This window comes from Trinickia sp. EG282A, from assembly GCF_040965455.1.
Taxonomy (GTDB): domain Bacteria; phylum Pseudomonadota; class Gammaproteobacteria; order Burkholderiales; family Burkholderiaceae; genus Trinickia; species Trinickia symbiotica.
Genome location: NZ_JBFRCC010000005.1, coordinates 235,872 through 258,459 on the forward strand (window position 1 = coordinate 235,872; position 22,588 = coordinate 258,459).

Sequence of the window (22,588 nt, forward strand, 5' to 3'; positions counted from 1 at the left end):
GCGCGCGGCCGCGGCGAGCCTTACGCATGTCGCGCCTCGCGCCGCGCGAAACTGATTCCGAGCACGAGAAAAATGACGACGCCCGTCGCAACCTGCTGCCAGTAGAAGTTCCAGCCGATTAAAAGCAGCCCGTTCGCGACCAGGCTCAAGAGCAGCACGCCGAGCAGCGTGCCTGCGACATTTGGCCGGCCCGACACCGACAGTGTCGTGCCGATGAAAGTCGCGCCAATCGCATTCATGAGGTAGCCGTTGCCCGCCTGCGGCACATAGGCTTTCACCGTCGACGAGAGCAGCAGCCCCACCACGCCATAAAGCAGCGCACTGGCGATGAACGTTACGCTGACGATCGCCGGCACGGGGAGGCCCGAGTAGCGAGCAACGCCCGGTTGAGCACCGAGCGCCGCAATCTGGCGGCCGAAAACCGAATGCGAGAGGACGACGTGCAGGGCGAGCGCGAGCCCCCCAACGATCCATAACGGCACGGGGATATGCGCGATTTCTCCGTGAGCGAGCGCGCCGAAAAGCGGCGGCACTGCCACGTTGAGCAGATAGACCGGCTGGCCGCCGTCGGTCGCGAGCTGCTGAACGGTCTGCCCGATGAAAAGCGTGCCGAGGGTCGCGAGAAACGGCGCGATGCCGATGCGCGCAACCAGCACCGCGTTCAGTGTGCCCGTGACGAATGCGGCGGCGAGGCCGCCGAGCGCCGCCAGCCCCAGATTCGCGTGATGTGCGCACAGCAGCACGAACACGAGGCTCGCGACATCGATCGACGTGCCGATCGACAGATCCACCGCGCCGAGCGATACGGCGAGTGTCATGCCGAGTGCGGCAATCGTCAGCAGTGCAAAATTGTTGAGCAGCACGTCCGCGACGTTGCCGGGGCGCGCGAAACCCGGCGCAAATGCCGCGAAGAATGCGATGACGGCGAGCAGCGCGGCGATGAGCCCGAAGCGTCGCAGCTTCGAGAGACGCGCCATAAGTCGTCGGATGAAGCGGGGTTTGTCAGAGTCAGTCATAGACGTTGCTCCCGGCGCGCCTGCGTCGCACGATCGCGGTCGTCGCGACCACGAACAGGATCAGCGCGCCCTCGACGCCGTTGACGTAATAGCTCGACACGTTGTCGAGCTGAAAGCCGTTGACGATCGCGCCCACGAACAGCACCGCGCACAGTGTGCCCGGGATCGTCGGCACGAGCCGCCGCGAAAATACGATGCCGAGCAGTGCCGCCGCGACTACCGCGAGCAGATTGTCGCCGGAGCCGGGGGCGCTGCCGCTCAGCAGCGCAGTCGACGCAAGCGCGGCCAGCGCTGCCGCGATGCCGCTCAGCAGGTAGCTCGCGGCCAGATAGCGCCGCGTGCGCAAGCCGGCCGCTTGCGCGGCATCGCGATGCGCGCCCACCGCCGCGAGCCGCAGGCCGAACGGCGTGTAGTGCACGAGCAAGGTAAAGAGAGTCGCGGCAAGCAACAGCTCATACGCGAGGTGCGGGACGCCGAAAGAGCCAGCGTCGAGTAGCCAGTTCGTCAGCGTCCCGCTCGCCGATATGGAAGTGTTTTGTGTGAGCACGAGTTCCAAGCCGGCGGCAATATTCATCGTCGTCAGCGTCGCGAGCAGCGGCACGATGCGCAGCACGATGACCGCAATCGCGTTGAGCGCGCCGATCGCTGCGCCTGCTGCGAGCGTGAATAAGACAGACAGGGCAGGGCCGCACCCACTGCGCTGCGTCACGGCATAGACGGCTGCGCAGAAACCGAGGTTCGCGGCAACCGAGAGGTCCAGCCCGCCGCGGATCGGATCCGGGCCGCCCGCGATCAGCACGATAGTCAAGCCGAAGCCGAGCAGGCCGACCACGATCGACTGCTGCAGTACGTTCGCGAGGTTGGCAATGGTCAGGAAGAGTGGTGAAGTCAGGGCGAACACGGCCAACACCAAGGCGAACCCGAGGGCGGCACCGCTGCGCAGCATTACGCCACCTCCCTTACGCGTTCCTCGACAGCCTCACGGGCACCGGTCGCCCACGCGAGCACGGATTGCGTGTTCGTCTCGCGCGACACGAGCTCACGCACGATGCGCCCGCGCTTCATCACCAGCACGCGATCAGTGACGCCGAGCAACTCGATGAGATCGCTCGAAAACAGGAGCACGCAAGCGCCGTTTTCCACCAACTCGTCGAGCAGCCGATAGATTTCTCCTTTGGCGCCGACGTCGACGCCAACGGTCGGCTCGTCGAGCAGATAGATCGACGACGAACGGCTCAGCCACTTCGCGAGCGCGACCTTCTGCTGATTGCCGCCCGATAGAGACCGCACCGGGGTTTCGGCGCCAGGTGTGCGGATCCGGAGCGCCGCGACGAGCCGCTTCACGAGATCCGTCTCGCGCCGCCGCGCCAGCAGACCGAAGCGGCTCACGCGCCGAAGGCTTGCAAGCGACGTGTTCTCGCGCACCGAGAGCGCCGTCGCAACACCATGCGTGCGCCGGTCCTCCGGTACGAATGCAATGCCGTTGCGCACCGCGTCGAGCGGCCGGCGCAATCGCACCGGGCGGCCGGCGATGCCGATCGCGCCCGCGGCGCCGCGCTCGAGGCCGAATAGCGCGCGCAGCACGGCCTTGCCGCCGGAGCCGAGCAAGCCGGTGATGCCGACTACTTCGCCGCGCCGCACGTCGAACGAGACGTTTTCGAAACGGCCCGGCGCGGTGAGATCGCGCACGGTGAGCGCCAGGTCGCCGGGTGTGCGCGTCGAGCTCCGCGTGTGCGTGACGACGGGCGCGCCGATCATCGCCTCGACGAGTGCCTCGATCGGTGTCGCGCGCGCATCGAGGTGCGCAACATCGAGACCGTCGCGCAACACGCTCACCTTGTCGCAAATCTGCGCGATCTCGTTCAGGTAGTGCGACACATAGACGACCGTCATACCCCGAGCGCGCAGCGTGTCGATCGTGGCGAGCAGGCGATCCACTTCGCGTGCGACGAGCGCGGCCGTCGGCTCATCGAACACGAGGATGCGCGGCGCGCGCGCCAGCGCACGCGTGATCTGGACGATCTGTTGTTCGGCCACGCTGAGCTCGCCGATGAGCCGGTTCGGCGCAAGCTCGATCCCGAAGTGCTCGCGCAGCGCATCGCGTGCCTGCTGCTTCAGGCGGCGCGCGTCGATCAGCCGCAGAGGCCCGACGACACGCGGTCCGAGCGCCGGTTCGTTGCCGAGCGCGAGCGCTTCGGCGACCGTGGATGTCGGTGACAGCAGGCGTTCTTGATGAATGAACGCGATCTCGGCCGGCGCAACGCCACCGGGCTGAGGCACGCCATGCACCATGACCGTTCCCGCATCGGCGGCGTGGATGCCCGCGAGGATCTTGATCAGCGTCGACTTGCCTGCGCCGTTTTGGCCGATGAGACCATGGACCGTGCCCGGTGCGATCTCGAGCGACGCTCCGCGCAGTGCCGGCACGCCGTCGAAATGCTTGACGATGCCGGAGAGCGCGAGCGCTGCCGGGGTGGCGACTGCACTCATTGCGACGCGATCTGCCCGAGCGTTTGCTGCAGCGATGCCGCGTTGTCCTTCGTGACGAGAATCGACGGCACGTAGGTGTACGGCGGCAGATCGCGCTTGCCGGCGAGATAGCGCGCGACGTTGTCGACGGCGGTCTTGCCGATCAGCGCGGGTTGCTGCGCGACGACGGCGGCCGCGCTTGATTTCGGGTCTTTGACGAGCGTCACGACGTCGGGGCTGCCGTCCACGGCATAGGTCTTGATTTCGCTGCGATGCGCGGCGTCGACGGCCTGCGTGGCGCCGACCTGCGGCACGTCCCACGCCGCCCAAATCGCGGCGACCTGTCCCTTCGGATACTTGGCGAGAAGCTGACTCACCTGCGCATAAGCGCTTTGCACGGTATTCGGGATCACGTCTCGCAACTCAGGCTCGATGATATGGACCTTCGGGTAGTACTTGAGCACGGCTTTCAACTGATCGTAACGGATCGCGCAGACAGGCACGCCATAAAAGCCGTTGAAGACGAGGATGTTGCCTTCGCCGTGGATATCGTTGACGAGCTTGAGAGCCAGTTGCTCGCCGATGAAGAAGTTATCGGATGTCGTGTCGTTGAGGCTGGACGGTGACGCGGTATCGATCGTGAAGAGCGGGATGCCTGCCTGACGGATTTTCTGCAGCCACGGTTCCAGCACCGATGCCGTGCCGAGCTGCTCGACGATCGCATCCGGCTTTTGAGCGATCAGCGTCTGGATCTGCGCGATCTGGCGGTTGTCGTTGCGGCCCGCGTCGAGCGCGATCGGTGTGCCTCCGAGTCGCTTGACTTCATCGATCGCGCCTTGGTATGCCTTGAGGTCCCAGTAATGGTCGGTGCCGGCGGCGGTAATGCCGATTCGCTTACCTTTGAGCGAGGGAATGTTGCTGTCGCTGCCGTTCGCGTCGTCAGGTCCTTGCGCGTGACCGGCCGTAGCAAAACCGGCTAGTGCGATTGCCAGCGCTGCGACTGCGACGAGCGGCGAAAAAATGTGTCCGCGCATGCGCGGAACCGAGGCGAGCATTCGGTGGACCATGATGTGGTGAAAGTAAAGACGCTGTGGTTGTGAAAGAAGGGTCATTCCGCTGTGACTTTACTCAACAATGCCCGCCGACCGAAACAATGGATTTTCGCTATCGATATTGCTTGCGACGCAATTAGCAAATTACCGCGGGGCTGAAATCGATTCGTTGTCCGAATGAATAACCATCTTCCGAAGCCTCATTTGGCCTCGCCAAGGATCGCTGATAGTTTGTGCAAATCATCACCGAGGCGGAGTTTTGCATGGCAGTAATCGACGAACTCATTTCCCCGCATGACGATGCGCCGGCGGCGAACGCCACGCGCATCATTGCAAGCGACGAAGAGGCGGTCGCCGTCGCGCACGACCTTGCGAAGCGCCTCGCTGAAGAGGCCGGGCTGCGCGATCGCGAGCGGCGGTTGCCGCGCAAGGAGGTCGAGTGGTTCTCGCAGTCGGGTCTCTGGGCCATCACCGTGCCGAAAGCCTATGGGGGCGCGGGCGTATCGTTCGTCACATTGACCGAGGTGGTAAAGATCGTTGCCGCGGCGGATCCATCGCTCGGACAGCTGCCGCAGAATCACTTCGGCCTCGTCGACGTGATCGCTTTGACGGGGACAGCCGACCAGAAGCGATTTTTTTTCGCGGAAGTGCTCGCGGGCAAACGCTTCGGCAACGGCTTCTCCGAGAAGGGCACGAAGCATGTGCTAGATCTGAAGACACGCGTGACGCGCGATGGTGACGGCTACTTGGTCGAAGGGACAAAGTTCTATTCGACGGGAGCGCTGTTCGCGCATTACGTTCCGGTGCTCGGCCTCGATGAAGCCAGCAAGGGCTGGCTTGCTTATGTCCCCAAGGGCACGCCGGGGCTGTCGGTGATCGACGACTGGTCGGGCTTTGGTCAGCGCACCACCGCAAGCGGCACCGTGGTGCTCGAAAAGGTGCGCGTGCCTGCGTCGCACGTATTTCCCGCTCATCGGGTATCGGATCTGCCGACGCTGAATGGGCCGATCTCGCAGATCATCCAGGCGGCGGTCGATGCGGGCATTGCGCACGCGGCGCTCGCGGACACACTGCGTTTCGTGCGTGAGCGCGCGCGTCCGTGGATCGACAGCAACGTCGAGCGCGCCGCCGACGATCCGCTCACCGTGCGAGAGATCGGTCGCCTGCATATCCAATTGCACGCGGCGGATGCGCTGCTCGAACGCGCCGCACGCGTGCTCGACGAGATTGCGGCCAAGCCGGAAACGAGCGAGGACGACATCGCGCGGGCGTCGGTTGCGGTCGGCGAGGCGAAAGTGCTGACCACCGAAATCGCGCTCCTCGCGGGGGAGAAGCTGTTCGAGCTTGCCGGCACACAGGCGACGCTTTCCGAGCACAATCTCGACCGCCACTGGCGCAATGCACGTACGCATACGCTGCACGATCCCGTGCGCTGGAAATACCACCTCGTCGGCAACTACTACTTGAACGGCGTGAAGCCCGCGCGCCATCCCTGGAATTGAGGCACGCGTCATGACGAGACAGATCCGCCTCAACGCGTTCGACATGAACTGCGTCGGGCACCAGTCGCCCGGGTTGTGGGCCCATCCGCGCGATAGCTCATGGCGCTACCGCGAGCTCGGCTATTGGACCGATCTCGCCAAGCTGCTCGAGCGCGGCAAGTTCGACGGGCTATTCATTGCCGATGTACTCGGCATCTACGACGTCTATCAGGGCAGCGGTGAAGCGGCGATCCGCCAGGCCGCACAGGTGCCCGTCAACGATCCCATCCTGCTCGTCTCGGCGATGGCGCACGTCACCGAGCATCTCGGCTTTGGCGTGACGTGTTCGCTCTCGTACGAGCATCCCTATCCGTTCGCGCGCCGAATGTCGACGCTCGATCACCTGACCAGCGGCCGGATCGGCTGGAACATCGTCACGTCGTATCTCGACAGCGCCGCGCGCAACGTCGGCCTGCCCGCGCAGGCGAACCACGACGAACGATATGCGCTCGCCGACGAATACCTCGAGGTCTGCTACAAGCTGTGGGAAGCATCGTGGGAAGACGACGCCGTCGTGCGCGATGCGGCGCGGCACGTGTTCACCGAACCGTCGAAAGTGCATCCGATCGGCCATCGCGGCCGCTATTTCGACGTGCCCGGCATTCATCTCAGCGAGCCGTCGCCGCAACGCACGCCGGTGCTGTACCAGGCGGGCGCATCGAAGCGCGGCAAGGATTTCGCTGCGCAGCACGCCGAATGCATCTTCATTGCTGCGCCATCGCGCGTCATCCTGAAGGCGTTCGTCGCGGACATCCGCGCGCGCGTGAAGCGCTTCGGCCGCGACCCGCACGACGTGTTGATCTTCAACCTGCACACCGTGATCACGGGTGCAACCGAGGCCGAGGCGCACGCCAAGCATGCCGACTATCGGCGCTATGCGAGCGACGAGGGTGCGCTCGCGCTGATGTCCGGCTGGACCGGCATCGACCTATCGAAGTACGACCTCGACGAACCGCTCCGGTACGTCGAGAGCAACGCGGTACAGTCGGCCGTCGAAGCGTTGTCGAGCGCGGACCCGACACGTGCGTGGACCGTGCGAGAGATCGCGAAGTGGGGCGGCATAGGCGGGCTAGGGCCGCTCACTGTCGGCGATCCGGTACAGGTGGCGGACGAGCTGCAGTCGTGGGTCGAGGAAACCGACGTGGATGGCTTCAACCTGGCTTATGCGCTGACGCACGAGACGTTCCGCGACTTTGTCGAGCTCGTCGTGCCGGAACTGCAGCGGCGCGGCGTCTACAAGACTGACTATGCGCCGGGTACGTTGCGCGAGAAGTTGCACCGACGCGGCGCGCGGTTATCGGAGCCTCATCCTGGCGCGGGCTACCGAGCGAGACGGGCAGAGCCAGTGCTTTGACGTCACGGCGCGACACCTGACATGCGCGAACGCCGATCCCCGTCACATCAAGCGTGAAGCAGGGCGCGACCTTGGAGGTTGACTGCTCGATGATGGTCCGCTCTTGCGGCGGTTTCGAATTGAACGTCGATCAACGGTATAGCGGTGACAGCCACGGCGACGCCTTTCGACGACGGCAGCAACCCGGCGAACGCGGCGGCTCCGGTGCCGCACGCGACGGTGAGCAAAATGGTGGCGGCTACAACGATCGACCAAGTCCGCATCGATGTCGATTTCCGCGCCCTCATCAAGGCACTCATGATGGCGACCTCCTCTTTCTGTTGTTTCTCTGAGGTTGAATATAACCACCATCGTTGGCCGAAGCTCCCTTGAAAAAGTGACATTTGTAAGCGAATGTCCGGTATGCCGTTCGTCTTCTCATCGCCTGCCCATCGCTCCGGTGACGCCGCAACGATGCTCCTCGACGAGATGCCGTATCAGATCGAGCAACTGCCCCGGCGCGTAAGGCTTTTTCAGGAAGGCATCGACGTGCACCGGCGGCGGAGGCGCCTGCGCGGAATTGAGCACGACGGGGATGTCGGACAGTCGGCCATCGGCTGCCATCTCGCCGACGAGTCCGGGGCCATCCATGACGGGCATCATGACGTCCGAAACGACTACGTCGGGAGGCTGGCCGCGCGCTTTTTCGAGGGCATCCTTGCCATTCTCCGCGGTAACAACCTCGTATCCGCCCGCCGCGACGATCGCTTCGAGCGCGGCGAGCACGTTCGGGTCGTCATCGACGAGTAACACGATGACCGGTTCAAGCGTCGAAAGGGGCGGATGCGGCTGCGACGATCCAACATCGAACGTCTCGGCTTCAGGTCGCCGCATCGAGCCACTACCATCGGCGGGTTTCCCCTCCATTACCGCGCGATGAAACGCCATCACGTCGGCGGTCTCTCGAAGGAGAGTCAATAGGCGTTCCGATGTGACGCCATGCATGCCGCGGCTCTTCGCGCGCTGCACACGGCCTTCCTGGGCGCGTATCAATTGGAGGCATCGTTCGATATGCTTGTCGGCCACCGTCAGATCATATGATTCGCCGCGATTGCGTATCATTACGGTTTCCCTGGCCGGCTCGGCGGCGACCGCCGCTGCCATAGCAGGCTAGTCGTGCCCCAAAGCCGACGAAAATGAGAGCGTTGCGCTGGTTACAACTAGTTAAACATCGCGCGTGCCTGGTCGCGCAAACGCTGGCGCAAGCCGGGATCCTCTGCAGAATACTTGGCGGGCATCTACTGTGCCCGCTCATTCACTGGTGAGCGGGCAGCGCATAGGCCACCACATAATCGCCGAGCTTCGTACCGAACGAGCCATGGCCGCCCGCCGCGATGACGACGAACTGCCGGCCGTTGACCTCGTAGGTCATCGGCGTGGCCTGGCCTCCCGCGGGAAGCCGCGCGCGCCAGAGTTCCTCTCCCGTATCGGTGCTGTATGCACGGATGTAGTTGTCCGCCGTGGCGCCGATGAAGAAGACATGCCCCGCGGTCGTGACGGGACCGCCGAGCATCGGCATCCCCATCTTCAACGGCAGCGGCACGGGCGCGGTATCGCGTGTCGTTCCGATCCTCTTTTTCCAGACGATCTTGTTCGTCTTCAGGTCGATCGCCGCGACGTAACCCCATGCCGGTTCTTTACACGGCAGATTGATCGGGGACATGAACGGATTGAGCGTCACGCCAAACGGCGTGCCGTACTGCGGCTGAATGCCGACCTCGGCGCCGGTACCGCTTTGCCCGGCCGCGGGAGGTTCGATCGGGTTGCCAGGGCCGCGCGGGATCAAGCGCGAAACGAATGGCAGCGCGATGGGATTGGCAATCGCGATCTGCCGATCCGTATCGACGGCGAGTCCGCCCCACTCGAACATGCCGAGATTGCCGGGGAAGACGAGCGTGCCCTGTTCCGACGGCGGCGTGAACGGACCCTGATAGCGCAGGCGGTGAAAAATGACGCGGCATGCGAGCTGATCGTACATAGTCGCGCCCCACATGTCGGCTCCCGTCAGATTCTTGGTGGGGCGAAACGTCAGCTCGGAGTACGGCTGCGTCGGCGAGAGATGATCGCCTTTCGCCGCGCCTTGTGGAACCGGCCGCTCTGGAGCGGGCACGACCAGCGCGCCGGTGCGACGATCGAGGACGAAGATATTGCCCGTCTTGGCGGGCGCATAGACGACCGGAGTCACTTTGCCGTTGCTGTCGGTGATGTCGGCGAGTGTCGGCTGAGCAGGCAGATCCATGTCCCACAGGTCGTGATGGACGGTCTGATAGAACCAGGCGAGCTTGCCCGTCGATGCGTTGAGGGCCAGCAGCCCGCTCGCATAGCGTTCGTCTTCGGGCGTGCGATCGCCCCCCCAGATGTCGGGCGTCGTGACGCCCATCGGCAGGTAGACAAGATCGAGTTTCGGGTCGTAAGCGGCGGGTGCCCATGCGTTCGGCGAATTGTGCACGAAGGTGTGCTGATCGTCGGGGATCGCGTTGGGCGTATCGGAGCCCGGATCGAACGCCCAGACGAGCTTGCCGGTGTCGACATCGAAGCCGCGTATGACGCCCGACGGCTCGCGCGTCGAATAGTTGTCCGTCACCGAACCGGCGACGACGATGATCTTGTTCGTCACGATGGGGGGAGACGTCGGCTCGAACTGCCCCGGCGTCGTGACGGGCTGCAGATGCTGAAGATCGAGGTCGCCGTTATCGGCGAAGCCGGCGCAACGCTGACCGGTTTCGGCGTCGAGCTCGAAGAGATGACCATCATTGACGGGCAGGATGACGCGGCGCGCGCACGGAGCCGAGGTGGCTTGGTCCTTGCCGTTCGCGGCTGACGCTGCCGCGGTCGTTTCGTGATAGGACACCCCCCGGCACGTCACGTGCTGAAAGCTCGGGTCGGGCTTGAGACCGGGATTGAACTTCCATTTTTCCTTACCCGTTGCCGCGTCGAGCGCAAAAAGTATCTGGTGAGGCGAGCAGAGATAAAGCATGTCGCCAACCTTGAGCGGTGTGACTTCGTCCGTGATTTCGACGGGGTCGTGAGGCCCCTTTTTGTCGCCGGTTTCGAAGGTCCACGCGGGTTGCAGATCTTTCACGTTTTGCTGATTGATTTGCGCGAGCGGGGAATAGCGCGTGCCGGCCTGTGTGCGGCCGTAGGCCCGCCAGTCGTCGGGATGCGCCGGAGCTTGTCCGCCGCCCGAGGCTGTCGCACTCGCCGCGATTGTGCCGTTGATCACCTGCGGATCGTTGAACGATGCGTACGCGAGTGCGGCGCCGGTCAGCACGAGGCAGATCGCTAATGCAATCGCGCCAGGGCGCGCGGACGGAGTCGTGGAAAAGCGATAGACGAACGGCAGCAATAACCAGATGCCGAAAATGACGAGGACGTCGATGCGTGGCACGAGCGCCCAAAAGTCGAATCCGATTTCCGCGATCCCCCAGATCAAGGTACCGATGAGCAGCAGCGCATAGAGCCCCAACGCCAATCCGTGACGAAGGTACACGAGAGCCGCGACCACGAGCATGACGATGCCGGCGATCAGGTAGTAAGGCGACCCGCCGACCGCGATCAGCCAGATACCGCCCACAACGAGGTAGAGACCAGATATCCCGGCAAACAGGACAGTCAGCCACGTTGCGAAGCGTCGTGGCGAGGAAGGCGTGTTCATGCATGGACCTCCGATACGTTGGGCGGGGTATGGAGCGCCGTCATCACGGGCAGACCGATGCCGATCGGTCACTGGCTTCTAGCATCGCGTGTGCCGCATCGTCGAAAAGCACGGGAAAACACGCAGGATCTTTATAGACTTCAGCGGTAGACTCTCTCTGCCTCGTTTTCTGATGCGCCTCCGCTGCAATGCCTCCCATGGTGAACCCCACGCACTTCGACCTGCAATCGCTGCGCGTTTTTCTACTTGTCGCCGAACACGGCAGCTTCACGAAAGCGGCCGAACATGGCCAACTGACCCTATCGGCGATCAGCAAGCGCATCGCGGAACTCGAAAGCGTGACCGACTGCGTGCTCTTCGTTCGCCGGCCGCGCGGAGTTGAGCTCACGGCGGCGGGCCGGGGCTTGCTCGAGCATGCAACGCGCGTGTTGGACCACGTCAACAGCATGGCCTATGTCATGAGCGACTACGCCATGGGCGTGCGCGGGCATGTGAGGTTGTGGGCCAATACATCGGCCATCGTCGAGTTCCTTCCAGTCGACCTCGCGCGCTTCCTCAACGCGAACAGGGCCATCAAGGTGAGCCTCGAGGAACGGTTGAGCGACGATGTGGTCGATGCGCTGAAAACGGGAAAGGCGGACCTTGGCGTCTTCGCCGACAACACGCCCGCGCACGGCATCGAGCGGCGCTTGTATCGGCAGGACGAGCTCGTGCTGCTCGTTCCTCAATCTCATCGAATGGCGCGCATGGAAAGCATCGCGTTCGAGCAAACGCTGGACGAGGACTACGTCGGCCTAAGTTCGGGCGCCTCATTGCTCGCCCTGATGACCGACGCGGCATTCCAAGCCGGCCGGCCGCTGAAGCTCAGGATTCAGGTATCGGCTTTCGACGGCATTTGCCGAATGATCGAAGCGGGACTCGGGATCGGCATTCTGCCGCGCGCGGCGGTGAGGCCCGAGCTCGTCGTCACGCGCTTGCGCATCGTCAGGCTGACCGATCGGTGGGCGACGAGAACGCTCTGGATCGGCGCAAACGATTCGGCCCTGTCGTCACCGGACGTCGCCCGCCTCTTCACGTTCCTGTCCGGCTCTACACCGGATTGATTTCATCCTGGCTACGTCGCGTCGTGAGCGGTCCAAGCGTGCGCACGGCGATCGCCACGATCAGCAATGCGACGGAGATGACGCCGAACATTGCCCCGGCACCGTGTTCGTTCAGCACCGGAAGCAGAATGAAAGGCAGCAGGCCGCTCATGATGCGCGACAACGCATAGGTGCTGCCGATTGCCGTGGAGCGCACACGCGAGGGGAAGATTTCGGCCTGATAGACGTGGTAGGCGTTGCTGAACACGTTCGACGCGCACGTCGTCAACACCCCGAACGCAAGGATCAGCGCCGCGTTGCCGGAGTAGGCGAAGCCGAGACCGAACGCCGCGATCGACAAGATGGCCGCGATGACGAGGGTGCGGCGTTCGATCCAGTTGAGCAACGGAATCGACAGCAGTGAGCCGACCGGGTAGCCGAGGAACGAAAGGGCCATGAATAGTGTGCTGTCGGTGACGTTGAAGCCTCTGCTTTTCACGACGAGACTGGCCAGTGTGCCGAAGCCGTAGTAGCCGAACGCCTGGAACAAGTGGAAGACGGTCAGCATCAGATAGCGTTTGCCATAGGGTGCATGCCGCAACACGGCGATGCGCTCGCCGATCATCGTCGCGCGTCGCGCCGCGGGCCCTTCGGAGACGATTGCCGGCAACGTTACGCCTGCACTGTCCGCGAAGCGACGCAGCGTCGCGTGTGCTTCGTCGATGCGGCCGCGTGCGAGCAGCCAGCGCGGGCTTTCCGGCAGCCTGTGCTGAACGAACAGGACGAACACCGCGCCGATGCTGCCGACGGCCAGGATGATGCGCCAGCCCGCTATACCAGCGATGTGCTGGGGATTGAGCCAGACCGCGAGAAAGCCGACGAGCGGCACGGCAAGGTAGGACGCGGTGTATGCCCAAGCGGCCAGCCGGCCTCTGCGTTCCTTGGGCAGAATCTCGGATAGATAGCTGTCGGCGACCGGGTAAATGGCACCGACGCCGATTCCAGTGAGAAACCGGCAGATCACGAGCATTTCGGCGTTGACCGAAAACGCACCGATCAAAGAAAAGGCGCTGTACCAGAGAAGATTGAACACGAATGCCTTGCGTCGACCGATGCGATCGGCCAGGCTGCCGAGACACAACGAGCCGAAAAACATGCCGATGAACGCCGACGCCAGCAGCAGCTTGAAGTCGGCGCTATGCCTGTCGATCCCGAATTGATTTTGCAAGGCCGAGCCGATCGAGCTGACCAGGAAGATCTCGTACATGTCGAAAAAAAGGCCGATGCCGACGACCCATACCACGAACCGGTGCAAGGCCGTTACTGGCATCTCGTCCATCAAGGTGCCGAGTGTCGCGGCGTGGCTGGGCTGGCGTTGCAAGTCCGTCGCAGCGTGATCGCCGGCGAGGGGAGGATGATTGTGGGCCGTCGCGTTGCCGCGCAGATCGAGCGGGTTACTTCCCATGGATGTCTCCTTGATTGATCCGATTTTGAAGGTGATGCCCGGAGTCTTTGCCCCGGTGCGAAAGCAGCAATCGAGAACGCGACGTTACGGTCCTCGGTGCGCGAACGCGTCCTGATCGGGAATGGCGTCGCCCGCGGTGGCAGGCATTGGATGAAGATCGAGGCGGCGGCCGGCTTTGAGGATCTGGCTCGGAACGGCATGCCCGACTAGATCGGGCAGAATCGCCGCGGCATCGATTACGCCTGCGAGATTCACGCCCGTCTCGTAACCGTCGAGCTCGAGCATGTGAACGAGCTCTTCCGTGCAGACGTTCCCCGTGGCGCCCGGCGCATAGGGGCAACCACCGAGGCCGCCGAGCGAGGAGTCGAAGCGGTCGATGCCTGCTTCGATTGCCGCGAGCGTATTGGCGAGCCCCATCCCGCGCGTGTTATGAAAGTGCAGCGTGAGTTCGAGATCTGGAAAGGCTTCAACGACATGACGGCATAGATTCCCGACCTGCGACGGATAGGCCATGCCCGTGGTGTCGCAGAGCGTCATGCCATGCACGTCGAGATCGGCGAAGCGCTGCATCCAGCGGAGGACTTCGGCAATGGATACGTCGCCTTCCATTGGGCAGCCCATCGCGGTGGAGAGCGAGACATTGATGGCAACGTTCGTGTCGCGCACGACTGAAACGACGTCGCGAAGCTGCGTAAACGACTGCTCCCGCGTCATTCGCAGATTGCCGCGGTTGTGGCTTTCGCTGACCGACATGACGAGATTGACTTCATCGACGCCGCAGGACAAGGCGCGCTCCGCGCCGCGCACGTTCGGTACGAGGACTGTGTAAACGACACCGGGAACCCGCGCGATCCGCTGCATGACGGCTTCGGCATCACGCAGCGCCGGGATGGCTTTGGGCGACGTGAACGACGTGACCTCGATCTTGGCGAAGCCGCACTGACTGAGACGGTTCACGAGCGCGACCTTATGGTCGGTATCGATGAATCGCGTTTCGTTTTGAAAGCCGTCTCGCGTGGCGACTTCATGGATGTACAGTCTCTTTCCTGATGCAGGCATCTCTTGATCCCCTGACAAACGTTTCAGATCACACCGCGTCCACGCCAGTCGTTGCGGGTGGCTGCATCGACGCCCAGGTTGTCGAGCACCTCATCGGTGTGCTCGCCCAGCGCAGGCGCACGGTGAACGATGGCGCCGGGCGTTTTGCTGAGCTTCGGCACGATGCCGGGGACTTGCACGGGCGTGCCGTCAGGGAGCTCCGCGTCGACGATCATTCCGCGCGCCTGGTAGTGCGGGTCGGCGGCGATATCGGCGGCGTCGTAGATGCGGCCGGCCGGAATCTTCGCTTCGTTCAGCGCGGCGAGCACGTCTTCGAGCGAATGTCGAGCGGTCCACTCGCCGATTGCCGCGTCGATGCGCTCGACGTCGTTCACTCGGCCGTCGTTCTGCGCGAGCGCCGGATCGTCGGCGAGATCGGGCCGGCCGATCAATCCCATGAGCCTTCGAAAGATGCTGTCGCCGTTACCGGCGATGAGGGCATATCGGCCGTCGCGGCATGGATACGCGTTGGATGGCGCGATGCCGGGCAGGCTGCTGCCCGCGGGCTGTCGGACTGCTCCGAACACCGAATATTCGGGAAGCAAGCTTTCCATCATGTTGAAGACCGACTCGTAGAGGGCAACGTCGACCACCTGGCCCTGCCCGTCGTGCTGGTCCCGGTGCCGAAGCGCGAGCAGGATGCCGATGACGCCGTGCAGCGCCGCGAGCGAATCGCCGATCGATATACCGACTCTGACCGGCGTACGGCCTGGCTCGCCCGAAAGATGCCGCAAACCGCCCATCGCTTCGCCAATCGCGCCGAAGCCGGGCCGATCCCGATAGGGGCCGGACTGCCCATATCCGGAAACGCGCAACATGACGAGGCGGGGGTTGATCCGTTGCAGTTCTTCCCAGCCGAGTCCCCAGGATTCGAGCGTGCCGGGGCGGAAGTTCTCGATCAATACGTCGTTCTGAGCGATCAGCTCGCGAACGACCTGCTGGCCTTCGGGCGAGCGCAGGTTGAGCGTCACCGACTTCTTGTTGCGGGACTGCGCTGCCCACCAGACGGAGGTTCCCTCGTGAAGCAGGCGCCATTTGCGCAAGGGATCGCCGGTTCCCGGCGGCTCGATCTTGATGACGTCGGCACCGAACTCGGCCAACATTTTTGCGGCGAAGGGTCCGGCGATGAGCTGTCCCATTTCGATTATCCGAACGCCTTCCAAAGGACGCTTCATGGCAGTTGTCTCCGTTGATTGGATTGACATCGTGGAGACATGTTGCGGGAATTCGACGCGCGCGAAAATCGACGGATCATCAAGCAGGCTTTCCTGGACGGAAAGGCGCCGTGCTCTTGTGCCGGTCATCGCCTCGCTCGAGCGCTCCTGCGACTCAATGGACCCGCGTGCTACGATTGGCCTTCGTCTGGAGACATTTGATGGATGCCGACCTGGCCCGCCGATTCGATATCGAATTCGCGCCGCGTATCGCACAGACGCTGGCTCGGATCTTCGAAGGAAGAGCACGCGCGGAGGTGGTTCCGTGTGGCGATGCTGAGCATCCCACCGCCATCGTGTTGCGCAGTGCGCCGCACGAGCACATACGCGGCTATGAACATCCGCTCAACATCCGGTTCACGTGGGACCCTGACGAAATCAAAACGCTTGTCGGTCCGCATGGCCGCGCACGCTTCGCGCATTACCTCGAAGCCTTGCCGCGCAAGCTGTCGGCATGGGAGGCCGCACGTGACATCGATTTTGCGTCACGCTCGCAAGCGGAGCCCGCCATCCTGCTCGGCAATCTGGACTTCGAAGGATAAGCATCCGAAATTTGGCGGGCGCTGCTGACGGGCATCGAGCATGCCTGGAGCCGGCTATTCCTCGCAGCTCCTTTCAATATTTCGCTCCGGTGTCTATTCGCCGCACCGAATCTGGCCTAGCCGGTCCGGCTCGCAGTTGCGGTGCAGCCGCAGCACCTTGCCGCGCAATGAGGGATGCCCCTACATTGCATAAATCTTTCAAGATAATTACATTATCGCGACATCAAACTCGCGAGGGGCGGTCTTTCTTCCCGGCGTGCGAGCACGGCGCGGAATTCTCCATTTCTTGAAAAAGGCAATAGCGAAATCTCTATGACGGACCAGTCGACTCAGCTTCTCATCGCCGAAAGCAATACGCGGCGGCGCATCTTTGCCATTGTGGCGGCATCATCGGGCAACTTGGTCGAGTGGTTCGACTTCTACATCTATTCGTTCTGCGCATTGTATTTCGCCCCCGCTTTTTTCCCGGGCGGCAATACCACAACGCAACTGCTCAACACTGCCGGCGTGTTCGCGGCCGGCTTTCTCATGCGTCCAATCGGGGGCTGGTTCTTCGGGCGGCTGGCGGACAGGCACGGCCGACGCACGGCGATGATGGTGTCCGTGTTCATGATGTGCGGCGGCTCGCTCGTGATCGCCGTACTGCCCACCTACGCTCAAATTGGTGTGCTTGCCCCCACGTTGCTGCTGGTCGCAAGGCTTTTCCAGGGGCTGTCCGTTGGCGGCGAGTACGGGACTAGCGCGACTTACATGAGCGAAGTCGCGATGCAAGGGCGGCGCGGTTTCTTTGCTTCATTTCAATATGTGACGCTCATCGGCGGTCAACTTTGCGCCGTGCTCGCGCTCGTTGTCTTGCAGCAGACGCTGAGCACCGAGGACTTGAAGGCCTGGGGGTGGCGAATTCCGTTCGTCATGGGGGCCGTTGCAGCGCTGGTCGCACTCTATCTGCGCAAGTCCCTCGACGAAACCGCCACCACGGAAACCCGCTCGCGCCGGGAGGCCGGTACGATCCGCGGATTGTGGCAGCATCGCGGTGCGTTTCTGACTGTCGTGGGTTTCACGGCAGGCGGATCGCTCGTCTTCTACACGTTCACGACTTACATGCAAAAGTACCTCGTGAATACCGCGGGCATGCATGCAAAGACCGCGAGTACGGTGATGACCGGCGCGCTCTTTATCTATATGCTGATGCAGCCGCTTTTCGGTGCGCTGTCCGATCGCATCGGCCGGCGCCGATCGATGCTGTTCTTTGCTTCTTTCGCGGTTATCGGTACGGTGCCTTTACTTCATGCACTCGCTGGCGTAGCGAGCCCTTATGCGGCGTTTGCCCTGGTCGTGACCGCGCTCGCGATCGTGAGCTTCTATACGTCGATTAGCGGCCTTATCAAGGCGGAAATGTTCCCACCCGAGGTTCGCGCAATCGGAGTCGGCCTCTCGTATGCGGTTGCCAACGCGATCTTCGGCGGTTCGGCCGAGTACGTTGCACTATGGCTGAAACAGGCGGGTAGCGAGTCGATGTTCTACTGGTACGTGACGGCGATGTGCGCATTCGCCGGCATCGTCGCGCTACGCATGCGCGATCCTTCGAAGGAGGGGTACCTGCGCAACGAGCCCTAGGCGGTGGTGCAAGCGCAATGCGATTGCCGAATCGGTGTCTTCGCGTTGCGCGATCGCCAATGGTGTTTCTTACTGGCGCAGCCCGAAAACGCCATGCCACAACGTACTGAACAAGTTGGCATGCGCGTGTTCACCCCGCGTATCGGCGTCCTCGCTCGGCGTTGGCTCCGGGTCCCGCCGCGAGGTGTCCGGTTTCGATTGTGGTTCCGATTGCGGGTCTGGATTCTCGGGTGCCGCCGCCTGCGTCACAGCTTCCTCGTCTAGGGGCGCTCGATCATCCTCGTTCGCATCCCGAGATGGGGCCGATTGTCGCGAGGCATGCAGCGCGGCAACGCTATCAGCGATGCGTCCGGCGAGCTCGACTTCGCAATCGCGCCCCAATAGCACACCAAACAGGACGTCGCGGTTATAGCCGCGTTCGGCGAAGCGCATCGCGAGCGTCACGAAGCGCGCGTACTCGGCCTGGCGCGCCGCCTCACGCTTGGCCTTTAAGCGCTCTTCTTCTTCGCGGCGGCGAGCGAGACGGCTCACCTCCTCGGCATAGACCGAATCGTAGACGCGGCGCTGCACCGGGTCCGACAGGATCGCGTAAGCTTCCTTGATTTCCTGAAATCGTGCGTGTGCTGACGCTTCGCGCCCGACATTGCGGTCCGGATGCGCTTTCATCGCGGCCCTTCGATAGGCGCGCTTGATTTCATCATCAGTGGCGTCTTCGCGCACACCCAACGTCTCGTACAACGTCGCCATCGTTCGCCTGGATCAAATATGCATGCCATCGATCGTAGCATTTGTTCGGCAGCGCCGAGTCACGCGACGACCGACTTTGCGTAGGCCTTGTCCGTTCGACGTAGTGACCCGCGATTCGCTATGGCTTGCGCGAAAAGGTAGCTAGAATCGGCCGGTTGCCATCGGATGAAAAGGGGGGAACATGACCGACGAAGCAACGGCCGAATCCGCGCCGCCGCTCCCGGAGCGTATCAAGCACGTATTTGTGCTGATGCTCGAAAACCGATCGTTCGACCACATGTTCGCGTTGTCGGGCATGCCCGGCATCGTCGCGGCGACTTCCAACGATTCCAACCCGTACGCGAACACGACATACGCGTTCGGCGGAGGTGCGCCCGACCGGATGCCCACCGATCCCGGGCATGAATTTGCGGACGTCGTCGAACAACTATGCGGCGCCGGTGCGCGATTTCAAAGGGGCCAGGCGTACCCCGCGATCAACAACTCCGGCTTTGTCGCGAACTACGCGACGACGCAGACGGAAGGCTCGCCGCCGCAGCCGGCCGACGTCGGCAAGATCATGCTCGGCGCCGACATCGAGAAGCAGGCGCCGTCTCTCTATCGACTGGCGACGGAGTTCGTACTCTGCGATGGCTGGCACTCGTCGATGCCGGGCCCGACGTGGCCGAATCGATTCTTCTTGCACGGTGCGTCATCGGCCGGACTGGACCATTCGCCGACTCGCGCTGAGCTGGCCGAATGGGAGACCGTGGACGGCTTCGGCTATCCGAAGGGTTCGATTTTCGACGCGCTCCGCAAGACCGGTGGGGATAGCTACCGCCTCTATCAGGACGAAACGGGCACGCTCCTGGGACGCGTGCCGCAAGTTGCATCGCTCAGAGGCGTCAGCTTTTTCGATGTCGATAACCTGTCGCACTTCGCTGACGATCTCGCGGCTGGCTATACGGCCCGCTACACGTTTATCGAGCCCGCGTATGGCGACATCGTCCACGATACGTACGAGGGCGGTACGTCGCAGCATCCCATGGATGGTTTGGCCGGTGGCGATCAACTCGCGGCCCGCGTTTATAACGCAATTCGCAATTCACCGATTTGGCAGAACAGTTTGCTCGTCATCCTCTACGATGAGCATGGCGGCTTCTACGATTCCGTCGCGCCCGGCACTGCGGCACCGCCGAACGACGGCGCGCCTGACACGCTGAACGCGAGTGGCTTCACGTTCAACGTCTATGGCGTGCGTGTGCCTGCAATCGTCGTCTCGCCATGGGTTGCTCGCGGCCACGTGGAGCACACCGTTTATGACCATAGTTCCGTTCTTGCAACCGTCGAGCGTCTGTTCGGCCTCGCCCCGTTGACTGATCGGGACAAAAACGCGAACGATCTGCTGTCGCTCGTCACGACGACTTGCCGCACGGACTGCCCCGAAAGGATAGGATCATGAGCCAAAATTCCGCCCCGGATAGGCGCGACGACGAGCCCTTGCGCGATGGTACCAGCCTGATGGCCTACCTCCATGTGCTGAGGAAGGCGCACATCGCTCTGGTGGGGCGCGAGCGGGCGCATGCGCGTTTCCGCCAATTGGCTACGCGTGGCCACGCAAAGCAATACATCGAGGAGCTGATGCCGCTACTGCTGACCGAGCGCGCCAAACATCGCCATCGGCGGAGCCATCATGGTCGCCCTTAACCGGCCGTGCATTCGTACTGACTCAACGTCACTGTACACGGCTCACCCCGTCGACTCGGGCAATACAGCGAGCCATCCGATCACGATGCCGCGCAGCAGCGAAGCAACGCCGGCGCGTCGGCTCCGCCAAAGCATCCGCTTTTCCCGCCAACCTGACTGTCAATGCGCGCGATCGCGTGGCGTCGCGCGATAATCGCGCTACCGCGATCGACTTCACCCGCCCGGTCAGCCGCGTTGGGGGAGTGGGCAAATGAGACTCTCAGCTTGCCTGAGCCGCATCTATGCGCTGCTGTTTGCCGTGCTTTTCGCCAGTTGTGGCGGCGGAGGCAGTTCGAGCTCGACTTCGAGCACAGGCTCCGGGGCGGGCTCGGGAGGAGGCTCGTCGGGAGGGGCTTCGCCAGGAGCGGCTTCGCCGGGTGGCGGTTCCTCGGGGCCGTCGAGTGCGATGGCCGTCGATGTCGCGACTTATCACAACGATATCGCCCGCACGGGCCAGCAGTTGGCCGAGAAGACACTGACGCTTGCCAACGTGAATGCGACGACGTTCGGCAAGATCGGTTTTTTTGCCACGGACGGAAAGGTCGACGCGGAACCTCTCTACCTTGCTTCAGTGCCGATCGCGGGCGGATCCCACAACGTGCTCTACGTCGAGACAGAGCACGCGAGCGTCTACGCGTTCGATGCCGATAGCGGCACGCCCCTATGGCACGTCTCGACGCTCGGTGCCAACGAAACGCCGAGCGACGACTTCGGCTGCTTCCAGATCTCTCCAGAAATCGGCATCACCTCTACGCCGGTGATCGACCGTTCTCGCGGACCGCACGGTGCAATCTATGTGGTCGGCATGTCGAAGGATGCATCGGGCAACTATCACCAGCGCATTCACGCGCTCGACGTGACAACCGGGGCCGAGCTGTTCGGCGGCCCGACCGAAATCGCCGCATCGTTCCCGGGCAACGGTCCAAACAGCGCCGGCGGGGTTCTGACTTTCGACCCGAAGCAATACGCGGAGCGTCAGTCGTTGCTGGAGCTGAACGGCAACATCTACACGGGCTGGACTTCGCATTGCGACCACGACCCATACAACGGGTGGGTGATCGCTTATAGCGCCGATACGTTGAAGCAGACCAGCGTCCTGAACCTCACGCCGAACGGCACCGAAGGGTCGATATGGATGAGCGGTGCCGGCATGGCGTCGGACGGACAATCGATCTATTTCCTCGATGCGAATGGCACGTTTGACACAACGCTCAATGCGAACGGCTTTCCGGCGCTCGGAGATTTTGGCAATGCTTTCCTGAAGCTCAGCACGACGAATGGGCTGGCGGTCGCCGACTACTTCAATCAGTTCGACACCGTTACCGCATCGCAAGCGGACGTCGATCTCGGCTCGGGCGGGGCGCTCGTGCTGCCGGACTTCACTGACGCATCGGGCGTCGTTCACCATCTCGCGATAGGGGCCGGGAAAGATGGGAACATCTACATCGTCGATCGCGATTCGATGGGCAAGTTCAATGCGGGCGCAAACAACATCTATCAGCAGATCAGCGGGCAACTAATCGGCCGGGAATTCGGCATGCCGGCGTATTTTGGCGGCACGGTTTACTACGGCTCGGTCGACGATCACGTCAAAGCATTCACCGCGTCGAATGCGCGTTTTTCCGCAACGCCGACGAGCCAGTCACCGGAAACGTTCGGCGCGCCGGGTACGACGCCGAGCATATCGGCAAACGGCTCGTCGAATGCGATTGTCTGGGCCGCGCAGAACGGCAACATCGCGGGGCTCTACGCGTACGATGCGACGAATCTCGCGAACGAGCTTTATAACAGCAATCAAGCTCCGAATGGACGCGATCAGTTCGGCGCGGGCAACAAGTTCATTACGCCGATGATCGCGAACGGGAAGGTGTACGTAGGGGCGACGAACGGTGTGGCGGTGTTCGGGTTATTGGGCAGCAAGTAGCCATTTGGTTCATCGACGGCGGTAAGGACGACCTATCAAAGCGAGCAG

The 22,588-nt window shown here is 62.8% G+C and carries 19 protein-coding genes; 9 read left to right on the top strand and 10 right to left on the bottom strand.

From position 1 onward, the window contains the following. Positions 1-20: 20 nt before the first annotated feature. The 4 genes from AB4Y31_RS23950 to AB4Y31_RS23965 are packed head-to-tail and all read right to left on the bottom strand — an operon-like array spanning position 21 to position 4,519. Complete coding sequence (locus AB4Y31_RS23950; RefSeq protein WP_368676146.1) at positions 21-1,016, bottom strand: ABC transporter permease; 996 nt, start codon at positions 1,014-1,016, stop codon at positions 21-23. Then, positions 1,009-1,962, bottom strand: coding sequence for an ABC transporter permease (locus AB4Y31_RS23955; RefSeq protein ID WP_368676147.1), 954 nt, complete (start codon positions 1,960-1,962; stop codon positions 1,009-1,011). The genes AB4Y31_RS23950 and AB4Y31_RS23955 overlap by 8 nt, the downstream gene beginning before the upstream one ends. Further along, positions 1,962-3,506 (bottom strand): sugar ABC transporter ATP-binding protein, encoded by a 1,545-nt coding sequence (locus AB4Y31_RS23960; RefSeq protein WP_368676148.1) that lies wholly within the window; start codon positions 3,504-3,506, stop codon positions 1,962-1,964. Before AB4Y31_RS23960 ends, AB4Y31_RS23955 begins: the two co-directional genes overlap by 1 nt. After that, positions 3,503-4,519: a sugar ABC transporter substrate-binding protein gene (locus AB4Y31_RS23965; protein ID WP_368676582.1), complete on the bottom strand. Its 1,017-nt coding sequence runs from the start codon at positions 4,517-4,519 to the stop codon at positions 3,503-3,505. The genes AB4Y31_RS23960 and AB4Y31_RS23965 overlap by 4 nt, the downstream gene beginning before the upstream one ends. Positions 4,520-4,800: 281 nt before the next feature. On the opposite strand from AB4Y31_RS23965, the gene AB4Y31_RS23970 reads away from it, so the two are divergent. The 3 genes from AB4Y31_RS23970 (at position 4,801) to AB4Y31_RS23980 (ending at position 7,804) form a co-directional block, all read left to right on the top strand. After that, on the top strand, positions 4,801-6,039 hold the full coding sequence (locus AB4Y31_RS23970) for an SfnB family sulfur acquisition oxidoreductase (protein WP_368676149.1): 1,239 nt from the start codon (positions 4,801-4,803) through the stop codon (positions 6,037-6,039). Between the two features lie 10 nt (positions 6,040-6,049). Then, positions 6,050-7,432 (top strand): LLM class flavin-dependent oxidoreductase, encoded by a 1,383-nt coding sequence (locus AB4Y31_RS23975; RefSeq protein ID WP_368676150.1) that lies wholly within the window; start codon positions 6,050-6,052, stop codon positions 7,430-7,432. A 144-nt stretch (positions 7,433-7,576) separates the two neighbouring features. Then, the gene (locus AB4Y31_RS23980) at positions 7,577-7,804 is read left to right on the top strand and encodes a hypothetical protein (RefSeq protein WP_368676151.1); all 228 of its coding nucleotides are present in this window, start codon (positions 7,577-7,579) and stop codon (positions 7,802-7,804) included. A 45-nt stretch (positions 7,805-7,849) separates the two neighbouring features. Here the strand turns inward: AB4Y31_RS23980 and AB4Y31_RS23985 are convergent, their stop codons facing one another. Further along, positions 7,850-8,533, bottom strand: coding sequence for a response regulator (locus AB4Y31_RS23985; protein ID WP_368676152.1), 684 nt, complete (start codon positions 8,531-8,533; stop codon positions 7,850-7,852). Between the two features lie 193 nt (positions 8,534-8,726). Further along, positions 8,727-11,126 (bottom strand): glucose/quinate/shikimate family membrane-bound PQQ-dependent dehydrogenase, encoded by a 2,400-nt coding sequence (locus AB4Y31_RS23990; protein WP_368676153.1) that lies wholly within the window; start codon positions 11,124-11,126, stop codon positions 8,727-8,729. 197 nt (positions 11,127-11,323) lie between these two features. Between AB4Y31_RS23990 and AB4Y31_RS23995 the strand changes: the two genes are divergently transcribed. Further along, positions 11,324-12,229 carry a LysR family transcriptional regulator gene (locus AB4Y31_RS23995; RefSeq protein ID WP_368676154.1) on the top strand — a complete coding sequence of 302 codons (906 nt, stop codon included), beginning with the start codon at positions 11,324-11,326 and terminating at the stop codon, positions 12,227-12,229. Here AB4Y31_RS23995 and AB4Y31_RS24000 read toward each other — a convergent pair. From AB4Y31_RS24000 to AB4Y31_RS24010, 3 genes are all read right to left on the bottom strand, one after another. Further along, positions 12,216-13,673 (bottom strand): MFS transporter, encoded by a 1,458-nt coding sequence (locus AB4Y31_RS24000; protein ID WP_368676155.1) that lies wholly within the window; start codon positions 13,671-13,673, stop codon positions 12,216-12,218. The genes AB4Y31_RS23995 and AB4Y31_RS24000 overlap by 14 nt on opposite strands. An 84-nt stretch (positions 13,674-13,757) precedes the next feature. Beyond that, entirely contained in the window at positions 13,758-14,732 is a 975-nt protein-coding gene (locus tag AB4Y31_RS24005) for a hydroxymethylglutaryl-CoA lyase (RefSeq protein WP_368676156.1), read from the bottom strand. Positions 14,733-14,755: 23 nt separating this feature from the next. Further along, entirely contained in the window at positions 14,756-15,946 is a 1,191-nt protein-coding gene (locus tag AB4Y31_RS24010) for a CaiB/BaiF CoA transferase family protein (protein WP_368676157.1), read from the bottom strand. A gap of 200 nt (positions 15,947-16,146) precedes the next feature. On the opposite strand from AB4Y31_RS24010, the gene AB4Y31_RS24015 reads away from it, so the two are divergent. Beyond that, a complete protein-coding gene (locus tag AB4Y31_RS24015) occupies positions 16,147-16,527 on the top strand; it encodes a DUF5594 family protein (protein ID WP_368676158.1) in 381 nt (126 codons plus the stop codon). 312 nt (positions 16,528-16,839) lie between these two features. Further along, positions 16,840-18,144 carry an MFS family transporter gene (locus tag AB4Y31_RS24020; RefSeq protein ID WP_368676159.1) on the top strand — a complete coding sequence of 435 codons (1,305 nt, stop codon included), beginning with the start codon at positions 16,840-16,842 and terminating at the stop codon, positions 18,142-18,144. 69 nt (positions 18,145-18,213) lie between these two features. Here AB4Y31_RS24020 and AB4Y31_RS24025 read toward each other — a convergent pair whose 3' ends face one another. Further along, complete coding sequence (locus tag AB4Y31_RS24025) at positions 18,214-18,891, bottom strand: DnaJ domain-containing protein (protein WP_368676160.1); 678 nt, start codon at positions 18,889-18,891, stop codon at positions 18,214-18,216. A gap of 181 nt (positions 18,892-19,072) precedes the next feature. Here AB4Y31_RS24025 and AB4Y31_RS24030 point away from each other — a divergent pair, with 181 nt between their 5' ends. From AB4Y31_RS24030 to AB4Y31_RS24040, 3 genes are all read left to right on the top strand, one after another. Then, complete coding sequence (locus tag AB4Y31_RS24030) at positions 19,073-20,332, top strand: alkaline phosphatase family protein (RefSeq protein WP_368676161.1); 1,260 nt, start codon at positions 19,073-19,075, stop codon at positions 20,330-20,332. Further along, entirely contained in the window at positions 20,329-20,577 is a 249-nt protein-coding gene (locus tag AB4Y31_RS24035) for a hypothetical protein (protein ID WP_368676162.1), read from the top strand. The genes AB4Y31_RS24030 and AB4Y31_RS24035 overlap by 4 nt, the downstream gene beginning before the upstream one ends. Positions 20,578-20,827: 250 nt before the next feature. Continuing rightward, positions 20,828-22,540 carry a pyrrolo-quinoline quinone gene (locus AB4Y31_RS24040; protein ID WP_368676163.1) on the top strand — a complete coding sequence of 571 codons (1,713 nt, stop codon included), beginning with the start codon at positions 20,828-20,830 and terminating at the stop codon, positions 22,538-22,540. Positions 22,541-22,588 lie beyond the last annotated feature (48 nt).